General features: G+C 44.5%; 16 protein-coding genes. 9 read left to right on the forward strand and 7 right to left on the reverse strand.

The window, feature by feature from the left end:
* Nucleotides 1-78: 78 nt before the first annotated feature.
* Nucleotides 79-1,674: a diguanylate cyclase domain-containing protein gene (locus tag G596_RS0109100; protein WP_022761532.1), complete on the forward strand. Its 1,596-nt coding sequence runs from the start codon at nt 79-81 to the stop codon at nt 1,672-1,674.
* On the opposite strand, the gene G596_RS0109105 is transcribed toward G596_RS0109100, so the two are convergent.
* On the reverse strand, nt 1,645-2,829 hold the full coding sequence (locus G596_RS0109105) for a substrate-binding domain-containing protein (RefSeq protein ID WP_022761533.1): 1,185 nt from the start codon (nt 2,827-2,829) through the stop codon (nt 1,645-1,647). The genes G596_RS0109100 and G596_RS0109105 overlap by 30 nt on opposite strands.
* A 220-nt stretch (nt 2,830-3,049) precedes the next feature.
* Between G596_RS0109105 and cysS the strand changes: the two genes are divergently transcribed.
* Nucleotides 3,050-4,534 (forward strand): cysteine--tRNA ligase, encoded by a 1,485-nt coding sequence (gene cysS / locus G596_RS0109110; RefSeq protein WP_022761534.1) that lies wholly within the window; start codon nt 3,050-3,052, stop codon nt 4,532-4,534.
* A gap of 453 nt (nt 4,535-4,987) precedes the next feature.
* Nucleotides 4,988-6,487 (forward strand): hypothetical protein, encoded by a 1,500-nt coding sequence (locus G596_RS0109120; RefSeq protein WP_022761536.1) that lies wholly within the window; start codon nt 4,988-4,990, stop codon nt 6,485-6,487.
* 13 nt (nt 6,488-6,500) lie between these two features.
* On the opposite strand, the gene G596_RS0109125 is transcribed toward G596_RS0109120, so the two are convergent.
* Entirely contained in the window at nt 6,501-9,905 is a 3,405-nt protein-coding gene (locus G596_RS0109125) for a ligand-binding sensor domain-containing protein (protein ID WP_022761537.1), read from the reverse strand.
* Between the two features lie 536 nt (nt 9,906-10,441).
* Here G596_RS0109125 and G596_RS24760 point away from each other — a divergent pair.
* Nucleotides 10,442-10,615, forward strand: coding sequence for a hypothetical protein (locus G596_RS24760; protein ID WP_022761538.1), 174 nt, complete (start codon nt 10,442-10,444; stop codon nt 10,613-10,615).
* A gap of 142 nt (nt 10,616-10,757) precedes the next feature.
* On the opposite strand, the gene G596_RS0109135 is transcribed toward G596_RS24760, so the two are convergent.
* The 3 genes from G596_RS0109135 to G596_RS0109145 all read right to left on the reverse strand — a co-directional run bounded on the left by G596_RS0109135 (nt 10,758) and on the right by G596_RS0109145 (nt 14,200).
* Nucleotides 10,758-12,755 (reverse strand): CotH kinase family protein, encoded by a 1,998-nt coding sequence (locus G596_RS0109135; protein WP_022761539.1) that lies wholly within the window; start codon nt 12,753-12,755, stop codon nt 10,758-10,760.
* 13 nt (nt 12,756-12,768) lie between these two features.
* Nucleotides 12,769-13,440, reverse strand: coding sequence for a DUF4956 domain-containing protein (locus G596_RS0109140; RefSeq protein ID WP_022761540.1), 672 nt, complete (start codon nt 13,438-13,440; stop codon nt 12,769-12,771).
* 64 nt (nt 13,441-13,504) lie between these two features.
* Nucleotides 13,505-14,200 carry a polyphosphate polymerase domain-containing protein gene (locus G596_RS0109145; protein ID WP_022761541.1) on the reverse strand — a complete coding sequence of 232 codons (696 nt, stop codon included), beginning with the start codon at nt 14,198-14,200 and terminating at the stop codon, nt 13,505-13,507.
* 242 nt (nt 14,201-14,442) lie between these two features.
* On the opposite strand from G596_RS0109145, the gene G596_RS0109150 reads away from it, so the two are divergent.
* The gene (locus G596_RS0109150) at nt 14,443-16,701 is read left to right on the forward strand and encodes a glycoside hydrolase family 3 protein (protein ID WP_022761542.1); all 2,259 of its coding nucleotides are present in this window, start codon (nt 14,443-14,445) and stop codon (nt 16,699-16,701) included.
* A gap of 56 nt (nt 16,702-16,757) precedes the next feature.
* Nucleotides 16,758-18,146 carry a hypothetical protein gene (locus G596_RS0109155; protein WP_022761543.1) on the forward strand — a complete coding sequence of 463 codons (1,389 nt, stop codon included), beginning with the start codon at nt 16,758-16,760 and terminating at the stop codon, nt 18,144-18,146.
* A 36-nt stretch (nt 18,147-18,182) separates the two neighbouring features.
* On the opposite strand, the gene G596_RS0109160 is transcribed toward G596_RS0109155, so the two are convergent.
* Nucleotides 18,183-18,845: a methionine ABC transporter permease gene (locus G596_RS0109160; protein ID WP_022761544.1), complete on the reverse strand. Its 663-nt coding sequence runs from the start codon at nt 18,843-18,845 to the stop codon at nt 18,183-18,185.
* Nucleotides 18,845-19,816, reverse strand: a complete 972-nt coding sequence (locus G596_RS0109165) for a methionine ABC transporter ATP-binding protein (protein WP_022761545.1) — start codon at nt 19,814-19,816, stop codon at nt 18,845-18,847. The genes G596_RS0109160 and G596_RS0109165 overlap by 1 nt, the downstream gene beginning before the upstream one ends.
* Before the next feature lie 123 nt (nt 19,817-19,939).
* On the opposite strand from G596_RS0109165, the gene G596_RS0109170 reads away from it, so the two are divergent.
* The 3 genes from G596_RS0109170 to G596_RS0109180 all read left to right on the forward strand — a co-directional run bounded on the left by G596_RS0109170 (nt 19,940) and on the right by G596_RS0109180 (nt 22,337).
* Nucleotides 19,940-20,461 (forward strand): CinA family protein, encoded by a 522-nt coding sequence (locus G596_RS0109170; protein ID WP_026671269.1) that lies wholly within the window; start codon nt 19,940-19,942, stop codon nt 20,459-20,461.
* Nucleotides 20,462-20,556: 95 nt separating this feature from the next.
* A complete protein-coding gene (locus tag G596_RS0109175; protein ID WP_022761547.1) occupies nt 20,557-21,162 on the forward strand; it encodes a hypothetical protein in 606 nt (201 codons plus the stop codon).
* A gap of 176 nt (nt 21,163-21,338) precedes the next feature.
* Nucleotides 21,339-22,337 (forward strand): MetQ/NlpA family ABC transporter substrate-binding protein, encoded by a 999-nt coding sequence (locus G596_RS0109180; RefSeq protein WP_022761548.1) that lies wholly within the window; start codon nt 21,339-21,341, stop codon nt 22,335-22,337.
* Nucleotides 22,338-22,383: the final 46 nt, after the last annotated feature.

Here is a 22,383-nt window from a genome sequence, read left to right on the forward strand (position 1 = left end):
GTTGACCGTTTTGTATAGCGGTAAAATTAAAGCATGAAACGGATAAGATCATGCTTATTAATAGCATATTGTATTTTTATGGCGCTCTTTTCTTTCGCACAAAAGGTCAGTGCGAAGGATAGTTTAGAGCGCCAATATCGTGTTCTTTTTATTTCATCCTACGGCTTTTCCAATGCAACTGTTCCCGAGCAGATGAGAGGGTTTGAAACCGGGATAGACGGGATAAATGTGGATATCTGCTACGAATTCATGGATGCCGATAAATATTACGGCGGAATGGATATCCAGAACTTCGATAAATACCTGAAATATAAGATTTATTCGGTGAGGTCCTATGATCTGATTGTGGCTTCGGATGATTCCGCACTGAGATATGTTATCAACAACAGAAACGAGTTGTTTCCGGATACTCCGCTTGTTTTCATGGGAGTGAGCAATAAGACGGAAGCTATGACCGCAGCTGCGATGAAAAATGCGACGGGCATCACGGAAATTCCGGATTTTGAGGGGAACTATGCCCTTATGAAGGAACTGTTTCCTGATAGGAATCACCTTAATGTTGTGGTGGATGCGACAATAGCGGGGCAGGGCGATTATGTCGAGTACATGAAGTTCAAGGATGCCAATCCGGATATAAAAAGTACGGTAATTAACACCTCGTATTATACGGCTGAAGGATTAAAAGAGCTTTTTGGAGATCTTGGCAGCGACGACATCATCTTATTTCTTGATTTTGCAAGGGACGGAGACGGAAATTCATACTCACTTGCGAATGCGTCTGACTTTATGTCTACCTATGCGCCGGATGTGCCCATAATGAGGCTTGCTTCTTCTGACATAGAACATGGCGTTTTAGGAGGTATTTCTTATTCGTTCTTTGATGCAGGAAGGATTGCGGGAGATGCCGCAAAGAGAATCATTCTCGGTGAAAATGCGGATGATATGCCGCTGATGACCTCCACGGTTACCATCCCTTTCTTTGAACAGGGAAGCATGGACCATTTTGGAATAAAGTATTCAATGCTGCCCGATGGTTCGCAGGTTTTGAATGAACACAAAAATCTTGCGAAGTTTTACCGAGAAAATACGATGCTCAGTAACCTTGTTATAGTCATTGTTCTGTTGATGATCGCCATCATTTTCATTCTGAATATAACCAATGCCAAGAGAAAAAGGCTGATGCGCACGGATTTCCTTACACAGATGCCAAACAGAATGAAGCTCATCGAAGATATGAACCAGACGATTTTACTGCAGATGCCCTATGGTCTTATTATGCTTGACGTCGACCATTTTAAGAACATAAATGATACCTACGGGCATAAGGTCGGGGATGAGATTATTGCCGGGGTAGGTGAGAGGCTGAAAAAGCTTTCGAAAAATCAGCTGCAGTTTGCAAGGCTCGGAGGCGACGAATTTTCCGGACTTTTCACATCACCTTCAAATGAGAAGGCAAAGAAGATATGCGAGAGCATAATAAAGAGTACAAAAGCTCCGTTCAAGACTTCTGCTGGGGAGCTAAAGCTCACCGTCAGTATCGGATGCGCGATGTACCCTCTTGATGTTGAAGATCCAAACAAGGTCATGGAAAGCGCAGACAGCGCACTTTATGTGACCAAGGAAAATGGGCGAAACGGTTATACTCTATTTGACAGCATAGATAAGTCCGGCTGAGTTGCGCTTATAGTAGCCGCTGTCAAAGAGTTCTTTTTCTATATTATCAATTGTTATTGTGAATGGCTGAAGGAGATAGGAATTTACTACCTTTATGCCATTGTTGTAGTCCTTTGTATTATAGGCACATTCAAAATCCCATGAGGAATTATCTATAAGATCGTAGGCCGGAGTTTCACCGGATAGAAGGGCTGATCCGAGCGATACGGCCACAATTGATTCCTGCTGAAGTGCCTTGTATACTGTCATGCTCTGTGTACCCTCAAAAATATTGTAAATATTTGCTATATCGCCATCCTGCCCTGTCACGAGGACAGTATTTTTGCCGGTATAGTCGGATTCGAGAGCTCGAACCGCGCCGAGGGCTGTGGAGTCGTTGGCACAAAGAACGGCGTCAAGTCTGGTTCCTTTCGGGTAGTAGGAGTTTAGAATGATCTGGAGTCGCTGCTGTGCTATATCCGTAGACCACTGAGCCGTGGAGGTCTCATAGAAACCGGTCTGGGTGGACAGCACCTTAAGCTTCCCGGAATCGATGTAGGGCTTAAGGTTATCCATTGCTCCCTGATAGAAAAATCGGGCATTATTATCTACGGGATCACCCGTTACGAACTCAATATTTTTCTCAGTGCCTTCCTTATCAAGAGCAAGCTTGTCTATAAGGAAATCGGCTTGAAGTACCCCGACTTTATAATTATCAAAGGATACATAGTAATCAACCGAATCCGTGTCCATAAGAAGTCTGTCGTAGGCGATTATTTTGACATTCGCCTTCTGTGCTTCATCAAGAATTGAAGTAAGTGCTGCGCCGTCAACCGCAGTGATGACGAGAAGGTCTGCGCCATCGTCAATCATCCCTCTGATGTCATTTATCTGAGTGTCAATGAGGTTGTTCGCATATTTTAGTTCAACCTTGCAGCCGGTTTTCTCAAACTCCTTTTTCAGGAAAAGTCCGTCGCGATTCCATCTCTCAAGGAGATTATCGGGCATAGAAATACCAACTACCGTGCGTCCGTCATCCGAGTGGGTGTCGATGATTTCAGGTTCCGTCTCCTCTTGTGCGATGTCACCTGAAACCGCCTTGGTCGGGACGCATCCGGCAAGAGATAGCGCTACTAATGAAGTTGTAAGAAAAGCTGATAGAATTTTCTTAAACATAGTAATTTACGCCTGCCCGAAGGTTGATGTTTACTTAATAATTATACCATTCAAGTGGGTGAATAAAGATTTTGCAGATGGGAAAATGATATTAAAATTTTATAAAGGAGCTCTGTTTTATAATTGTTTAATTAGAGCCCTAATTGTGCTAAAATCGTAAGTAGTTTTTTCCAAATATATGGGAAGAGTAGTGAAAAGAGCAATTTGAGGAGTAAGAAAAATGCCACACAGTTTTAGTTTTTACAATACGCTTTCAAGAAAAATCGATGATTTTGTGCCGAGGGAAGAGGGCAAGGTTTCAATGTATACCTGCGGCCCCACCGTTTACCATTTCGCACATATCGGAAATATCCGTACATATATAATGCAGGATGCGCTCATCAAGGCGCTTGAATATTGCGGCTACGATGTGAAAAGAGTAATGAATATCACTGACGTCGGCCACCTTTCATCAGATGCCGATACAGGTGAGGATAAGATGCTTGCAGGCGCAAAGCGCGAGCACAAGACAGTTATGGAAATCGCTGATTTTTATACCAAGGCTTTCTTCAAGGATTTCGATGCTGTGGGCAACAAGAGACCTGACGTGATCGAGCCGGCTACAAACTGCATTCCTGAGTTCATACACATGGTTGAGACTCTTCTCGAGAAGGGCTATGCCTATGTCGCAGGCGGTAATGTATATTTTGATACCAGCAAGCTTGAGGACTACTACGTGTTCTCATCTGCTATAGAGAAAGAGGAGCTTCAGGTCGGTGTCCGCGACGATGTTGAAGAGGATACCGCTAAGAAGAATAAGACAGATTTCGTGCTTTGGTTCACAAAGTCCAAGTTTGAGGATCAGGCACTTAAGTGGGACAGCCCGTGGGGCGTTGGTTATCCCGGCTGGCACATCGAGTGCTCATGCATTTCCATGAAGCACCTCGGTGAGTATATCGACATCCACTGCGGCGGTGTTGATAACATTTTCCCTCACCACACTAATGAGATTGCGCAGTCTGAGAGTTATCTTGGACATGAGTGGTGCAAATACTGGTTCCACTCCAATCACCTTAATGACAGAGCAGGAAAAATGAGTAAGTCAAAGGGCGCGGTTCTCACCGTTTCCGTACTTCAGGAGAAGGGTTACGATCCGCTTGTTTACAGATTCTTCTGCCTGCAGTCACACTACAGAAAGCCCCTTGAGTTTTCATTTGATGTTCTTGATAACACAGTGACAGCTTATAACAACCTGGTTAAAAAGGTTGAGGCACTGATTGCTTCAGATGATGCTCTTAAGGCAGCAGATAAGAATTTGGAGAGCTTCCTTAATACTGTAAGAAACAGTGCTGACGTTGATAAGGCTGTACTTAAGGAATTTGAGGACAAGTTTGCTGATGCGATTTCAAACGATCTCAACACTTCCATGGCAGTAACACTTCTCTATGATGTGTTTAAGGCTGATACCAATGCAGCAACCAAGCTTGCTATCATCGACAGCTTCGATAAGGTTCTCTCACTTGATCTTATCGGACATGCACTTGCAGATGATTCTGCAGACATCGATCCCGAGCTTGAAGCTTACATCAAGGATGCAATTGAGCGCAGAGCAGCAGCCAAGAAGGCTAAGGACTTCGCAACAGCTGATGCTATACGCGACGAACTCCTTGCCAAGGGCGTTGAGATTAAGGATACACGCGAAGGCGTGAAGTGGACACTTGTCTAAATATATGGATTGTAAATTGAAAGGTCTTGAGAGCTACGCTCCAAGACCTTTTTGTAGGTGGAGGCCGGCAAAAAGTAAATAATTGCGGCTTTTTGGCATTTTGGTATACCTTTTGGCACTTTTCAGTGACTTTCGGCAAGCATTTGTAAATGAGAAGCTGTTTTCAGCAATTTGGTATCCATTATTATTCAAATCATGGGTACTAAAGTTAAGAAAATGCCCTCTCATTTACAAATGCCTTCCATAATAGCTAAAAATTCGCCCTAAATGGGTACCAAAATGCTTAAAACGCGCTCTCATTTACTGGGATGAATTGAAGCGATATTTATCTTTGCATTTGCTTTATCGAAATTGATAGTCCGGATAACCGGCTTATAAAATATGCGTATGAGAAAAATAACTGCTAAAATAAAATCATGTAATCTGAAAAAATAGTCGAGGGGGAATAAGCTTATGAAGAAGATTACCAGAATAGTTGCAGCGGTAATGGCCGGATGTCTCATGCTGTCGTCACCTTCCGGGGTATATGCTGCAAAAAATGCAAAAGAGTTCAACACAAACATAAACCATAAGGTGTATGCGAGCGGTAGCTACATCAACTGGGAAGGGGTATCCAACGTATCAGAATTTACGGATGAAAACGGGGATTACTGCTTCGCATATTGTAAAGGGAAGACCGTAACTGTAGTAAGGAATAAAAACGGAAAAGTAAAATCGAAGAAAAAAATTAAGATGCAGTACCCGATTTTCGGTGCTGTTTCCTGCGATCAGGAAGGGAATCTCTACGTTGTCAGCGGCAGGAAGAATAACTCATCCGATCAGACAAAGAATACGGTTTTCATCACAAAGTATTCTAAAAACGGGCAGTTCCTTGCAGCTGTCGGTGATAATGGTAGCGGCTGTTTTCAGAAATACTCTGAAAGGTATGGCTATAGTAGTTCCACCAGAGATACAGATTCCAATACGAAGATCCCGTTTGAAGCCGGAAACTGTGATGTGGCGATAAACGGAAATTATCTTGCGGTCAATTACGGAAGAGGAATGTATAACGGACATCAGAGTAACACCGCGCTGATAATCAACAGAAATACCATGCAGCTGGTGCAGCTTGACAGGTACTATAATTCGCATTCTTTTGCGCAAAGGGCGATTCCGTATCAGGATGGCTTTATCCTTGCAAGCGAGGGAGATGCCTACAACAGATCATTTTCGGTTGGATTCACAACACCCTCTGAGACAGTGCTTCCTCCTGATGAAAAAGCGGCAGAAGAAAGTGCCTGGTCAAATTATGATGCATATGCTCCCGCTTATAAGGACGCAGATAAAGCAGCCCGTGAATATACTACATCGGGATATTCCAGTGTGAGAAATTACGATATATTCCATTTCTGGATAAAAAAGAATTCTGCTTACAACATGTATGTTGTCAACAACAATTATGCCCATATGGGAGGCGTAGCCGTAGCTGATAACAATCATGTCGCACTCGTCGGAACTTCGGTGAAAAACCTGGATAAGAAGGCGGCAAAGCAGAAAGAATGTCTTTTCATACAGATATTTGATCCTACTCAGAGCCTTAAGTCAGAAAATGCTTTTACGATGAAGACCACAAGGTCCGGAAAATCAGGTATAGCCGGGACACAGGACGTAACTGATTATGGCGTTAAGTGGCTTACGAACGGATCATTTACCGTAAGTAACCCGCAGGTAACAGCTGATGCCAAGGGACGCTTTGTGATCCTGTTTGAAAAATATGTTGGCGGAAGTTACAAAGGCGTATATTACATGGTCATAAATAATGATGGAAAAGTGGCAAAGAAGGCTAAGCTCTTTTCGGCAACTGCCTACCTCAACCCCTGCGAGACGCCCAAGACTTGCGGCAATTATATCTACTGGACATCCAACAGAGGAGGTTCTTCAAATCTGCATACATACAGACTTAAAGTAAAATAGTAGGCGATGTTTTTTACATCGCCTCTAATTCGTAGCTGACGGAGAAGCCTTCGTGGCCCGGTGCGTCACCCCAGGTCTTGACTACACGATCAATCGGAACGAGCTGGTCTTCACCCTCGATGTTTGTTAAAAGGGCGACTGCCTGGTTTTTACCTGTGGGAGCAACTACGTCGTTAGAACGAAGTGTCCCTGACAGAATACTGAAAAACTGATCCATTATCTCATCGGACAATTCTTTTCCTTCTTCAGCATTTAACGTGAACTGCACAATCGTTACCTTAGCGTCCGTACGGCGGGACAGGCGGTCGAAGATGCGATAGATTGCCTGTAGCTTGTTGAAATCAACCTTGAAAGCACCCTTGCCTTCATTTCTTTCGCCCAGAATTTTCCTGGTTCCGGCGATGCCCTTGGCGATGCTGTCTTCCTCGGTGGTGAGCTTGGGATTGGACTTGCGATACATCGCATAGCCGTGTTTGCCGTTTTGTTTCACATTGTATAGAGCTTTGTCTGCAAGTCCGAAGAGCTCCTCGAAATCGGTACCTTCATCGGGGGCACAAACCGCACCGATAGAGGCTCCGAGAGGAATTGTCATGTCTTCGCCCATGAATTCCTTGGCGGATTTTACTATCTCTTCGTTGATGTGCTCAGCTTTAGATGCGACAACACTCTCGTCGTTGGTTCCCATGATATAAGCAATGAATTCATCACCGCCCATTCTGCCTGCAATATCGGTTTCTCGGATGCAGGAGCGAATGATGTCTGCAAACCTGATCAGAATCTTATCACCCATATCATGACCGTAAAGATCATTTACCAGCTTAAAGCTGTCAAGGTCGATCATCATGAGAATTCCCTGTTTGGTTTTACACAGTTCGGTGAGCTCTCGCTTGGAAGCTGCTTTGTTGAGGAGCCCGGTCATGGGATCGGTTGTGGCTTCAAGCTTCCAGGTTCTGGCATTTTTGATAGCCTGGATAATTCTGCGGATAACCCATCCGATAAACGCAACAAGCAGAACTCCCAGAATGAAAAGGATTACCTTAAAGTAGGTTCTTTCGTAGAGCTGGGAATCTTTTACTACATCATATACTTCATCTCTTATGATGCTTCGGTCACCTGAATCCAGAACCTGCACGTGGAGCTTATAATTTCCGTAAGGCAGGTTGGTGTAAACAAGACTGCTCATCTCATTCTGCAGACAGGTAATACCTTCATCCTTGGCACCCTCCAAGAAGATCTTCAGAAGAGGGTTGGAAAGTGTGAAGTTGAGGACAGCCACATCAAATTCAATACGTCCCTGGATAGCCGGGATTCTGTAGGTTCCGTTTTCTTCATGTATAATTTCATCGTCCGCGAGAACTCTTGATACGCGGATTTCGTAATCATTATCAAAGGAATTGTAGTCAGTCAGGGATATTTTTCTTACGCCATCGGTACAGCAAAGGTAGAGGTCATCACCTTTGACCGCATTTTTTGCATTGGCTGTAAGCGTTGTGTAGAAACCGCGACTTCTGTTGAGCAGTGTATAACTGTAGTTTTCGTTCTTCAGAAGCGCATCCTCATCTACTACGAAAATACCGGCACTGGAGGTTACCCATGCCTCACCTGATTTTGAGATATATACATCGTAGTTGTTGCTGTAAGGAAAAGCGTTCAACTTGGTGACAGCTCTTCCGGTATAGTAGTAGAGAGAATTACTTGTTACGAGGATGTATCCGCCCTTGCAGGGAACGACCTTCAGAACGACAAGGGAGCCAAGGCCGTCATCTTCGTCTATGGTATCGATTATTTTTCCATCTTCAATAATATACACACCATTTCCGTCAGAGCCCGCGATGATTTTTCCATCATCAGCCTGAACCATGGAGAGGATCTGAGTTCCGAGACCATCGCCTTCGGAGATGGTTTTCACAACTTTTCCATTATCAATGTAGTTAAGGCCTGTACTGCTGGCTGCAAGAATCTGTCCGTCTGCAAGTTCAAGGGTGGAGCGGAAGCGGCTGCCGACTGTATTTTCGGTGTTCTCGTTATATGCTTTGAAGCTTCCGTCTTTTCCAAGCACCATGAGACCATCCTGACCATAGGTGCTTGCCCAGATATTGCCCGCACTATCAAGCATCAGGTGACGAACCCTGACTCCTTCAAATTTCCTCTCGTTCATGTAGGAAATCTGCTCATCGGTGTCAAGGTCAATTGCGATAAGGCCATTATCCATGCCGACATAGAGGAAGTTATTCTTGATGAGAAGGCTGTTAACAACGCTTTCATCAACCTTCGCCCGTGCGAAGATATTCACAAAGGGATTAAGGGAATAGCGCTCTACGCCCTGCTTGTTGGAGGCGAACCACATATTGTCCTGATAATCTATGAAAACATCACTGACTGAGCTGTTGAAACCATCAGCAGACATATCGGTAATCTTATCGTTGTTGCCGATAAATCCGAGACCATTTTCGCAGCAGAAGAAATACCCGTCATTTTCCGGGGAATAAAGAAGCTTGTTAAAGTAAGAAATTCCGTTTGTGTGGATTTGCTTTAAGGTTTTAAGGGAACCATTTTCACTGAGAAGGAACTTCAGTGCGTAGTCAGAACTTGTTCCCACGAGCACTATGCCCTTATCGTTCATGGCTGCAGCAGCATAGTAAACGTTATTTTCATTCTCCATGGATCTCATGGCGAGAAGCTTTCCGTTTTTGATGAAAAACAGCTCACCGCCGTTGGTGACACCTACGATGATATCGCCTGAAACGCTGAGAGTACGCACGCTGTATATCTGGTCACCAAGGAATTCTTTGATTTTTCCGTCAGGTGAAATAATGCAGAGCTGACTGGTGGTGCCGACATAGATGTTTCCCGACTTGTCTTCGCAGATGGCACGGATTGCATTGGAAGGAAGACCTTCAGCAGTTGTATAGAAGGTGATATTGCCGCTTTCCGGCTCATAACAGGCAATTCCGCTATCGTTCGTACCAATCCAGAGATGATTCTTACTGTCGACAAACATCTGCATTACATTGTTGATGCGCTCATCAAGCTGGATTTTCTCAAATCTGTAGCCATCATATCTGTACATACCGGAATAGGTACCGGCCCAGATATAGCCGTCACTTGTCTGGGCAACGGCATTGATCTCAGCGGATTCAAGACCATCCTCCGTATCGTAGCCGATTGCCGCGTAGTCTGAGGAGAAGTTTGGCAAAGATGTCTTTGGCGCTTCTGTATTGCTGTCGGAGGAAGACTGGGTGGCGCTTTCTGCAGAAGCAACCAGCATATTTGTGCCTTTAGCTGCTTCTAATAAGTTTGTGCCTTTAGCAGCAATGGATAATGAATATGAAGACACTGTTAGTAAGGCTCCGGCCATGCATATCGCCAGTGCCACTCTTGTAGAAATGCGTGATTTTTGCTTATTAACTCTCTTCATTCATATCCCTCATTAGAAAACCAAATATTCTATGCGGAATAGCATTTAGGCATAATTTGGTAGATTATAAATTCCTACATACACAATTAGTTTATCGTATTGCCAGTGAGGGAGGGTTAAACGGGGATAAAAAGAGTATTAAATTTGCATAACGTATGATTGTGGCGCGCGATAAGTCTATTAGCCCAAATATGGGCTTCTGACTTGCTCGTGGGAGTAGGTTTAAGGCTTGTTGCAAGTCAATCGAGCAGAAAAACCTACTTCAGACTAATAAGAGAGCGTATAAGCAAGTAAAAGGCAAAGACATGGAACATAGATAGGTTGATGATAAATCAAAACATGAAGAATTGTCATTGGGATTTACGGAAGGAAGTAAGTAAAAAGGAGAAGGTAAATCCAATGGAAGGAAAACACCAATAGGATTTATGTATGGGAGCTTTGTAAAGAGCTAAGATAAATCCAAACGCGAAGAATTGTTATTGGGATTTACGGAAGGAAGCAAGTAAAAAGGAGAAGGTAAATCCAGCAGAAGGAAATTGCCAATAGGATTTACGCGCGTGAGATTTGTAAAAAGCGAAGATAAATCCACCACAGGAAAAATGCCAATTGGATTTATGCGTGGGAGTTTTGTAAGAGCTGGAGATAAATCCAAACGCGAAGAAATTGTTGGAAGGATTTACGCATGGAAGCTAATAAAAGAAAAAAGGTAAATCCACCGGAGGAAAAATATTAAATGGATTTACGCAAAGGTCAGATAAGCGACTAAACAAGAAAATTAAGAGGCTAAACAGAAATTCAGAGGATAAAAAAGAGCCCCAACTGCATAAAAATCTCAGCTGGAACTCTTTATATTTATCTTCTGGCCCTATATTTCAGAGCTATAAATATTGCAACAAGTAATGATACACCGCATGCTGCGAGATATATCAGATTAGTGGGTGAGATGGTTGCTGCTGACATTCCTGAGAAGTCAGGGGGACCACCATTAGAGTCTCCACCGGGGAATCCTGAAGAGTCATCCCCGCCTGAGAAACCACCGCTTGGAGGACCGAAGGATTGCTTGCTGTCACTGCTATCTGAGCTCTGATCAGCATTTTCAGTATTCTGGCTGGCATCTTCTGAGCTTAGGCTTGTAATGTCAGTACTCTGAGCATCAGAAACTTCAGTTGAGTTCTGTTCTTCTGACTCAGAAGAACTATCACTGCCCGGAAATCCGCTCGGAGGTCCACCGCCGGGGCCGCCTCCCATGCCTCCGCCCATGGAACCCAGGTCGGAGAGTGTGATGGAGGATGCGTCTATCAGTGCATCAGGGTTGGATTCCTGCTCGGAATCTGTGGAACCTATAGTTCCGTCAAGCTGTTCCTGGATGCTCTGGCTGCGAAGCTCTACAAAGCTTCTTAAAGTTTCAACACCTTTGTCAAATTCCTCTGTAGTGCAGAACTTGGTAGGATCCTTATCAACATAGTCGCGAATCATCTCATAGGTTGTATCAATAAGATCTGTCATGTAACCGCTGGTATAGAATTGCGCGATGAAATCAGCAAAGTATTCATGATACATCTCAAGATATTCATCACAGGAGGTTATCCATGTGAACATAGGTCTGTCATTACTTCCTTCGGTAATGGAGAGAGGTGTATCAATGGGATCATTCACTGCTGCACTTGAATCGGAAGCCTGGAAGGTTCCGTAGGCAAGGTTATAATCCCAGGGAATCATTGACAAAATTCCGTCTTCCTCGTAGAGGTAGTAGTTGTGGATCATTGAACCTGTGTAGCTGTCGCCGTTAACCACAAAGTTATGAACTACCATGTATCTTAAAACCTTGTCTATATCTACAGCTTCAGCGATTTCTTCAGCATCCTGATTCTCGATTCCTTCATTCAGAGACTTAAGTGAATTAATAAGTCTCTTCTTATCGGACTTCTTAATAGTAGTCTTGGTACTATTGAAAATGGTGGAATAGCTGTCAGTATCATCGTCTATGTACTGGAGCTTTGCATCAGAGCTTCCCATTCCGGAGCCGCCAAAACCGCCAAATCCTCCGCGGCCACCTGAACCACCGTGACCAAAACTGTGATCTCCATCAGAGGATTCACCGGATTCACTTGAACCTCCAGACTCATCGGAATCCTTATTCTCAAACGGATTCGGAATTCCCATCTTGTCAAAGTCCATGTTCTTCATATCGAAGTCGCCGCCGTTTCCTCGGCCGCCGCCCATGGTCATGGTATCGGGCTTGTAAAGCTCGCCATAGCTTGTACCGTTATATCTCTCAAGGAAAGAATCTTCAACAGCCTCTACCGCAAGGTACAGTCCCCAGTCTTCACCGTTTACCGTGATGTAGGTGTAGCTTACAAGAGGAGCATCAACGCCGAATTCTCCCATGAGTTTGTAGGCCAGATAATCCTTCATCATGGTGTAATCCTGGATCAGATTATTCAGGCAAAGCTTATCAAGACCGTAGTAGTTATTGCTTGATTCATAAGCATCAAATTCTATTTTAAAACTGTATCTTTCACTATTTAACTGGGAAACAGTTGAAAGAGAAGTATTTCCCTTACATCTGATACCGACATTTTTCATGGTCTCTCCGTCAATCACAACGTCGGCCGCCGAGTACTCCTCAGATGCTGCATTAGCAATCAGACTTTCCCAGTCGTCTTCATCTATCTGAATATCTATTGTATGAACATAGCTGTCATCAAAGATTTTGTCGGTATATTCCATCGTAATCGAATCATCTGCGGCAATTCCGATGGAGGTACCGTTCATAAAAATTACTGTCACAAGAATCGCTAGGATAGTGATAAAGATACAGACTCTGTCTATATTCTTGTGTGTTGACATTGCTGGCTCCTTTTTATCCCATGTACTCGCCGTTGTAGCTTACAAGTACTGCGCTGTTGATGCCTTCCAAATCTGCAAGTGCATTGATGAAATCTGTGTTATCTTCATTAAGTCTTACTTCGAGGTTCAGCTCAAGGCTACCCTTCTGTGCGCTCTTACTCTTAACAACCATACGATTTACAGTTCCCTTGATAAAATCGCAGGCTCTCTGCTCTGCCTCATGACCTGTGCAGTTAAGCACGATTATGTAGGGCATAAGATGTGATTTTTTGTTTGCGAATACGAGAAGGATGAGACCGATGATCACACTTCCGAAAACTGCGAGCGGGATAAAACCTGCTGCAAGGACGATACCTACTGCAATTGACCAGAACAGGAATGCGATGTCCAGGGGCTCTTTGATCGCTGCTCTGAAACGAACGATGGAAAGGGCACCGACCATACCAAGTGAAAGAACTACGTTACTGGTCACTGCCAGGATAACGAGTGTGGTGGTCATCGTAAGTGCTACAAGTGTTACGCCAAAACTGGAGGAGTACATTACTCCCTGATAAGTCTTTTTGTAAATCAGAAAAATGAAAAGTCCTATTGCAAAAGCGAGCACCATGGCAAGTGCCATATCCAGGATGCTGATGCTGCTTACATTTTCCAGAAAGCTTGATTTAAAGATGTCATTGAAAGTCATTTTTTTAATTCTCCTTTTTTATGTCTGTTTTCTTATTTTTGAAAAACTGTTTAATGATTGTTGTTTAATACTCACCATATCCATGTTCTATCATGGGTATTCTGCAGGCCTCATATTTTGAGAACGCTCCGCCTCTTGCGTGTGGAAGCTGGACTACGTCCCTTATTATTTCTGGTAAAAATTCGTCCCATTTTACTTCCATGATGCAGATGCCCTTTGCTGCGGGAATCGTGATGCAATCGGTATCAAGAAAATCGGTGTTCCTTAATCCTGTCCGGATATCGTAATCAAGTGTAACCCTGACATTTCCGGGACCGTAGATAAAGGGCTCTCTTGTGTAATCAACGATTGTTTTGGGTTGAAGTCTTTCGGAAACCATTTTTGAGTAAAGCTCTTTTATCAAGGCATCTTCCGACTTCTCCATCCATCCGATGTCGCCGTTTACAATAGATTTTGCCTGATCCTCTGTGAGGTTTGCGGAAATCTTTGTTCCAAGACCGCCTACCTTGCACTTTTTTTCAAGGTGGATCACTGACTTGTTGCCGTTGTAGTATCTTATTCGGAATTTCTGCCTTCTGCTGACGCCCGCCTGCTTTTCAAGCAGTGCTTTGTCATTCGGGGTGTCAAAATACAAGCTTCTTATAAGATACTTTCCGTCTATAGCATGTTCGTCCGCTCTGGCGACTGCCCGGAGTCTTTGACGAATCGTGATCATATCCGCGGTGGTGATTTCATGTTTTAATTCATGTCTGTACTTCACGGTGCCTCTCCCTTCTGTTTTAATCACTTTCGCAATTATATTCCGCTAACCTAAATCAAACCTAAAAGAAATTTAAGTTACAAATTTATTAGGATATATCTGAGGTTACGACGAGTACTTTAGAAGATTTTTTATAATCATTTTATGTAGAATTCATATATTTTTTAGCGAATTCTTTTATATGTTGAAACCTGCGTTGTTATAATTAGAAAGGTGGAAAACAGCAAAAAAGGGGAGCGAATATGATTAATTACAATATTAAGGAAAACCAAAACGGACCAACTATCGGATACGTCAAGGCCGGCGTAATCGAGAAGAATGGTCTTTTTTTCAAGGATTCGGAAGGCACCGGTGAGCTCCTTCCCTATGAGGATTGGAGACTGTCACCTGAGGAGAGGGCGAAGGATCTGGCATCAAGGCTTTCAGTTGAAGAGATAGCGGGCCTTATGATGTACAGCGCGCACCAGATAGTGCCTGCAGAGGCAGGAGGGTGGTTCGGAGCTACCTATAACGGCGGAAAAGCCTTTGAAGAGAGCGGCGCAGCGCCTTCTGATCTGACAGACCAGCAGAGGAAGTTTTTGACAGAGGATCACGTGAGATATGTTCTTGCGATGATGCTGAAAAACGGCGAGATTGCAGCTAACTGGAACAACGAGATGCAGGCGCTCTGCGAGGAGATGCCACATGCAATTCCGGTTAATATAAGTACGGATCCAAGACACGGTGCCGGAAGTGCCTCCGCAGAATTTAAAACCGAAGCGAAGGACACCAGCAAATGGCCGTTGGGGCTTGGACTTGCCGCAACCTTTTCACCGGAGCTTGTAAAAAGGTTTGCGAGAGTCGCAGCCAACGAGTATCGCGCTCTGGGAATTACAACGGAACTCGGACCGCAGATAGATCTTGGAACAGAGCCCAGATGGATGAGAGTTCCCGATACCTGGGGACCTTGTTCTAAGCTTGCCACGGATTATGCGAAGGCATATTGCGAGGGACTCCAGACCGATCCCGACGCTGTAAGCGGTGATGGTAAGACCAAAGGCGGCTGGGGCAGCAAGAGCGTAGCAGCCATGGTTAAGCATTGGCCGGGTGGTGGTCCCTGCGAGTCCGGAAGAGATGCCCATTATGGCTTTGGAAAATTCGCAGTATATCCGGGTAACAATTTTGAGGAGCACTTAAAACCGTTCCTTGAGGGTGCCTTCAAGCTTGACGGCGGCACCAAGGAAGCTTCTTCCGTGATGCCCTATTACACAGTTAGCTATGGAGTGGATCCCTCCGGCAAGAATGTCGGAAACAGCTACAGCAAATATATAATCGGAGATCTCCTTCGAGATAAATACGGCTATAAGGGAATTGTCTGCACAGACTGGGGAATCACCGCAGATCCCGATCCGGAGATGGATTCCTTCGGTTCAAGATGTTACGGAACAGAGGACCTTAGCGAAGCCGAGAGACATCTTCAGATAATTGAAAATGGCGTCGATCAGTTCGGCGGCAATAACAACATAGTCCCGATCCTTGAGGCATATCGCATAGGCTGCGAGCGCCACGGCGAGGAGGCTATGAGAAAGCGCTTTGAGGAGAGTGCGCAGAGACTTCTTGTTAACAGCTTCAGGTGCGGACTATTTGAGAATCCTTATCTTGATGCGAATAAGAGCAAGGAAATCCTCGGCTGCGACGAGTATGTGGAAGAGGGCTTCAAGGCGCAGCTTCAGAGCATTGTTATGGTGAAAAATAACGGGGTACTTCCTATAGAAAGTGGCGCCGCTTCCGACTCTGCTCAGGCAGGTGTTACCAGGAAGAAGGTTTACATACCGGATCGCCATATCGACGAGCACAAGGGCTTTATGCGTTTTATGGAAAAAGCGCTTGATATCCCCGGAGCAAAGCAGGAAGATGTGGAGCCTTTTTATGAAGTAACGAAGGATGCGGCAGAGGCCGACTTTGCAATCTGCTTCATTGAGAGCCCCATCAGTGACGGCTACACAAAGGAGACAGGCTACAGACCTGTGACACTGCAGTACAGGGAGTATACTGCAACTGCTTCCAGAGCAGAGAGCATCGGTCAGGGTGACTTCAGGGAAAAAGAGAATCCGAATCGCTCATACCTTGGAAAATCAAATAAGGCAGCCAACGAGAGCGATCTTGATGCGGTAATCGAAACCAAAAAGAAGATGGGTGATAAGCCCGTAATCGTGGTCATCCGCATGAACAATCCCTGCATGGTTTCCGAGTTTGAGGAGTATGCTGATGCGATTCTTGTAAACTTCGGAGTGGAGACTAAGGCTGCACTTACTGTTATCGGCGGTGGCTACGAGCCTACAGCCATGCTTCCCGTGCAGATTCCGAAGGACATGGAGACAGTGGAGAAGCACTGTGAGGACAAGCCTTTTGACTATGAGCCTTACAAGGATTCTATTGGGAATGTGTATGACTTCGGCTTCGGTCTTAACTGGAGCGGTGTAATTAAGGACGAACGTTTTAATAAGTATGTGAAAGGATGAATGGTCTGAAAAGATGAATTGCCCAAAAGGGTAGGTTTTCCGAAAGGAGGGGGATTATGTTTAAGCTAAAGAAGTACTTCACGGTGATTTTTTTACCGGTATTGTTTCTGTCGTTCATGATGCAGGACAGTGCTGCAGCTGCGACTCCGAAGCAGACGACGGTGAGCAGACCGGTGCTGACTAAAACGTCAACAGCATCAAAGGCTGCTTCCGATGAAGATTTTATAGGCATTTGGAAGTATGACGATGTTTCGGTCTATATCACCATTGAAAAAGATAAGACCTGGAGTGCAACTAACGTCTACCGCATGAAAGTTGATGGCGGAACCTACGAGATTGATGGAGACAAAATCACCCTCACTTTTGATTCAGACGGAGCAAAAGACAGCTATACGCTTAATAAGAGTGGGAAGCTTGTCGATGTAGGCGGATCGGAGCTCACTAAAGTAGATGAGATGGTGCTGCTCCCGGCGCCCGAGGATAAGCTGACGCAGATGACCAGCTTCCCTGATAAATTCGACAGCGTTGATATCTACTATCCTGAACACATGCTTACATCACCAAGAAAAGACATATCTCACGCCTTGAATTTTTATCCTGAACATGGGAAAGGCACGGTGGATTATTACAGCAGCATAGTTGTTATGTTCCAGCCTCTTACCGAGGAATTCGACCGGGATCTCAAGTACGGCTCAGCCATTGGAAAAAAGGTCATGGGCTACATGCTGGAAGATTTCATCAAGCTTTACTATGAGAAAAAGCTTGTAAAATACATAGGCTCGGATTTCAAGGACTGCGGTAATTACTACAGCATAAAAGGATACCTTTGGCTTGACGGTACTGTCTTTAAGCAGGAACTTGACTATCCGGTGCGCGGCGTTATCGAACTTCGCTATTTTGGCCCTACAGGATATGCGCTTGCTTCCATAGCAATCGCAACAGAGAAACGTGTTGAGAATTATGCGCAGATAGCAGAGAAAATGCTTGATAGCTGTACCTATAAGAACGACTGGACTACTTCTCCCAAGGCAGTCCCTCCGCAGCCGGCAAAAGCAAAAAGCACTAAGAAGAGTTCGAGTAAGAGTAGTAAGAAGAGCTCCGGTAAGAGCTCAAAAAATTCAGGTGGAAGCGATCCCGGAGATTACGGCACCGCATATTATTGGACCGATTCCGATGGCGATGTCTGGTACTGGAACGGCTATGAGAATCAGTTTATAAGCTATGGCTCAGACGGCTATGTAGACGATGACGGTTCCTACTATGAATCGAATGACGCTTATGAGGAGCCCACTTATTACTATGATGACTACGATGCGTATACCGAATGGAACAGCTCCAGCTATGATGATTACGATAGCGACTATGGTGGCTACAGTGACTACAGCGAAGACTACTATGGCGGTGATGACTATGGCGGCTACGACTACGGCTACACCGACTGGTAAAAAACAGGCCCGTGGGGAATCCCACGGGCCGTCCTATTATGACATTTTTTTATACATGTAGTTGCCGAGCATCTGGATTGCCTGCACGAATGCGATAAGAATAATCGAGCAGACGATCAGGTAGTCGGTCTTGTACTGCTGGTAACCGTAACGGATTGCGATGTCACCGATACCGCCGCCGCCGACTGTGCCGGCCATTGCGGAATAACCGATAAGTGAGATTACCAGAAGAACCACACCGTTGAGCATTCTCGGAATTGATTCCTTTACATAAACCCTCATCAGAATCTGGAAGTTAGAAGCTCCGAATGACCTTGCAGCCTCGATGACTCCGGGATTTGTTTCGCGAAGACTTGTCTCAAATACCCTTGCAATGTAAGGAATCGCGGATACCGTAAGAGGCACGATGGAAGCTGTGGTTCCGATCGATTTTCCCACACACATTCTGGTGAAAGGAATGAGAATAACCAGAAGAATGATGAACGGAAAACTTCTGAATACATTTACGATAAAACTCAAAACCTCATAAACAATCTTGTTGGGCTTAAGGCCGTCCGGCGCTGTAAGCGTTAAGATGATTGCGGGGATGAACCCGATTATTACTGAAAAAAGCGTTGACCAGAACACCATGTAAAGCGTCTGCTTGAATGCATTTAAAATGATACCGGTCATTCCGCTGTTTGATAAAATTCCGGACATTATTTGATTACCTCCCATGTAACATCTTTTTTATCAAGAAAAGCACAGACATCGTCCAGATCTTCTTCCTGAATATTGAGGACGAGACTTCCGTAAACATCCTCTCTGAAATCCTCGAGCTTAGCCCAGCAGATATTGAAATCGCGGTGAAGCTCCTGTGACATCATTGTAACGATGGGACGCTGATTGCCTTCTCCATAGAAAAAGAGCTTAATGTTGAGACCCGTTGTAGGAAGCTTGTCGCTCTCTTCACGAAGGAAATCTCTGATCTCACGCTCTTTTGGCCAAACGAAGAGTTTCTCGGGCTGTCCTACTGAGAGCACCTGACCGTTACTTAAAAATGCAACCTTTTTACAAATCTGTTTAACTACTTCCATCTGGTGAGTTACCACTATAATTGTGATGCCCATCTCCTGGTTGATCTTCTGAAGAAGAGCAAGTATGCCCTTTGTGATCTCGGGATCGAGCGCACTTGTGGCCTCATCGCAGAGAAGGAATTCAGGATCAAGCACCAGAGCTCTTGCGATAGCTACGCGCTGCTTCTGACCACCAGAGAGTTCACGCGGCTTTGCATGAACCTTCTCCTCAAGTCCTACAAGATTTATGAGCTTCAAAATCTTTTCCTTCGCCTCGGGAGTATTAGTGCTCATGCCCCAGAACTTCATGGGAAGCGCCACGTTCTGATATACATCAAGTCTCTCGAGAAGATTGAAGCTCTGGAAAATCATGCCCATTCTCTTCTGAAGAAGGCGCAGAGACTTTTTATCTCTAATATTAACTTCCTGTCCGTCCACGGTTATGATACCCGAATCATAGGACTCGAGCCCGTTGATACAGCGAAGAAGCGTCGATTTGCCAGCGCCGCTCTGACCGATGATACCGAAAATCTCGTGATCCTCGATCTCCATTGATATTCCTTTAAGAACTTCAGTGTTTTTAAAGGACTTTTTTACATCTTCGATTTTTATCATTTGAAAAACATCCTTAATTAATCATTATTGTGTTGGAACACACTACTGTATTTTACAATAAGCTGTTTGATGATGGAAGTGTTTCATTTTATAATTGAAATAGCAATTTTGTAGGCTTCGGGGATGAAAGAACTAATTATGCAGACCAAAGAAAACCAGATCAGACAAAAATATGAAAAAATAACAAAGACGCTAATAGAGAAGCACCTGACAATTACTACCATGGAGAGCTGTACGGCGGGGATGGTGGCGTCGCTTTTAACAGATACAGAAGGCTCGTCGGCGGTGCTGAGAGGGGCGTTTATCACCTACAGCAATGAAGCCAAGATAATGCAGGGAGTGCCGGCAGAAATAATTGAAAAGTACGGAGTGTACTCCGAAGAAACAGCGAGGGCTATGGCGGCAGCATGCAGAAAAGCCTACGGAGCTGACTTCGGGATAGGTGTGACCGGTACTATGGGAAATGCCGATCCGGAGAACAACGACAGTGTTCCGGGAGAAGTTTATTTTGCAATTGCAAGCGAAAAAGGACCGGAGTCATTTAGCAGGACTCTTGATCCTGAAGCAACAAGAAATGCATATAAGCTTGTTGTGTGTGACATGATAGCGGATGAACTTATAAGAGAGTTATGGCAAACACTTTAGATTTTGGAATCTTCATTCAAAATCTAATCTGTGATATCATCTATTTATAGATTTAAAAATTACCTTTTCTTATTTCGAAAGGAGCTTTTTTTCTTATGAGTGTGTCACTAATATTTGAAATCATCGGTTATGTGGGATCAGCTCTGGTGCTGCTTTCATTCATGATGGTATCTGTCTACAAGCTTAGGATTGTAAACATGATGGGAAGTCTTGTATGTGTGATTTATGGACTTTTGATTCATGCATATCCTACGGTTGTCATGAATCTGGCGCTTGTCGCAATCAATATCTACTATCTTACCAAGATGAGAAGCACTGATAAAAACTATGATCTTGTCAGGGTATCGGGCGATGAAGGCCTTACAAAGTACATGATAGATCTATATAAGGAAGATATAGCGAAGTGCTTCCCCGGGATTTCCATGGATTTCAAGGATGTAAACTGCGGTTTTGTGGTTTGCCACAAAGGAACTCCTGCCGGAATTCTGCTGGGTAACCTCAAGGATCACATACTTGATATAAAGCTTGACTATTCCATTCCGGAATACCGCGACTTCTCTATCGGCGAATTTTTGATGTCCAATCTCATACACGAGGGCATTGATAAACTGGTCTACAACGGCTCGGATGAGCATCATAAAGCATACCTCAGGAAAACCGGTTTCGTGGAGAAAAAGGGACATTACGAGAGAACACTGTAAAAAAATTGGGTCGGACTTCTTATACGGAGTCCGACCTTTTTATAGCTTCCGATTACTATTTCTTATCGGAAAATGGGTTGATTTTATAACGGTCAGGGATTAAAGTTAATAATCATATCTGACATATAAAAACCCGCTTTAATTATAGGGGCGGATTTAAGAGGAGGACAAAAGTTATGAAAAAGAAGTTTTTGACAAGTATTTTACTTTCTACAGTGCTTACATTTGGCGCTCTTACAGGTTGCGCAGGCTCATCTGCCGGTGACGCAGCAGGAACTGCAGAAAGTACAGAAACCGCCACAGAGGCAGAGAGCACAGAAGAGGCTACAGAGGCAGAGAGCACAGAAGAGGCTACAGAGGCAGAGAGCACAGAAGAGAGTGCTGATGCCACAGCAGCTCCCGCAGACGGCGACAATAAGATTGTAGTTGGTGCTACACCCGTTCCTCACGCAGAGATCCTTGACAACATTCTTAAGGATGTTCTTGCAAAGGATGGTTGGGAACTCGAGACAGTTGTATTTAACGACTACGTACTTCCCAATACTTCACTTGAAGAGGGTGAGCTTGATGCCAACTACTTCCAGACACTTGGCTACATGAATCAGCAGAACGAGGATGCAGGTCTTCACCTTGCAGCAGTAGCAGGCGTTCACATCGAGCCCATGGGTATCTACTCCGAGAAGTACACAGCTCTTGCTGATATTCCGGACGGCGGTTCAATCGGTATCCCGAACGATCCCGACAACGGTGAGCGTGCTATCGATCTTCTTGTTCAGAAGGGCCTTCTTACATCAAAGGGCGGCTTTGGTACAGACGACAACTACACAGAGGATGCACTTACAAAGGATGCTGAGGCAAACCCGCACGGCTATGTGATCACACCTCTTGAGGCAGCATCACTTCCGCTTTCACTTCCCGATCTTGACGCTGCAGCGATCAACGGAAACTATGCTCTTGAGGCAGGTCTTCCGGATTCACATCCCGCTCTTGATATCGAGGAGTTTGACGATGAGACAACTGTAAAGAGAACCAACTTCCTTGTAGTTAAGCAGGGCAACGAGGATTCTGCCAAGATTCAGGCTCTTGTAAAAGCACTTCAGTCCGACGAGGTTAAGGCATACATCGACGAGACCTATAAGGGCGCGGTTATCTCTTCATTCATTGATGGACAGTAATTAAAAAACATATAAGCGATTTAAGCCAATATTAGAAATCACTCCT

Source organism: Butyrivibrio sp. AD3002, from assembly GCF_000420905.1.
Classification (GTDB): Bacteria; Bacillota; Clostridia; order Lachnospirales; family Lachnospiraceae; genus Butyrivibrio.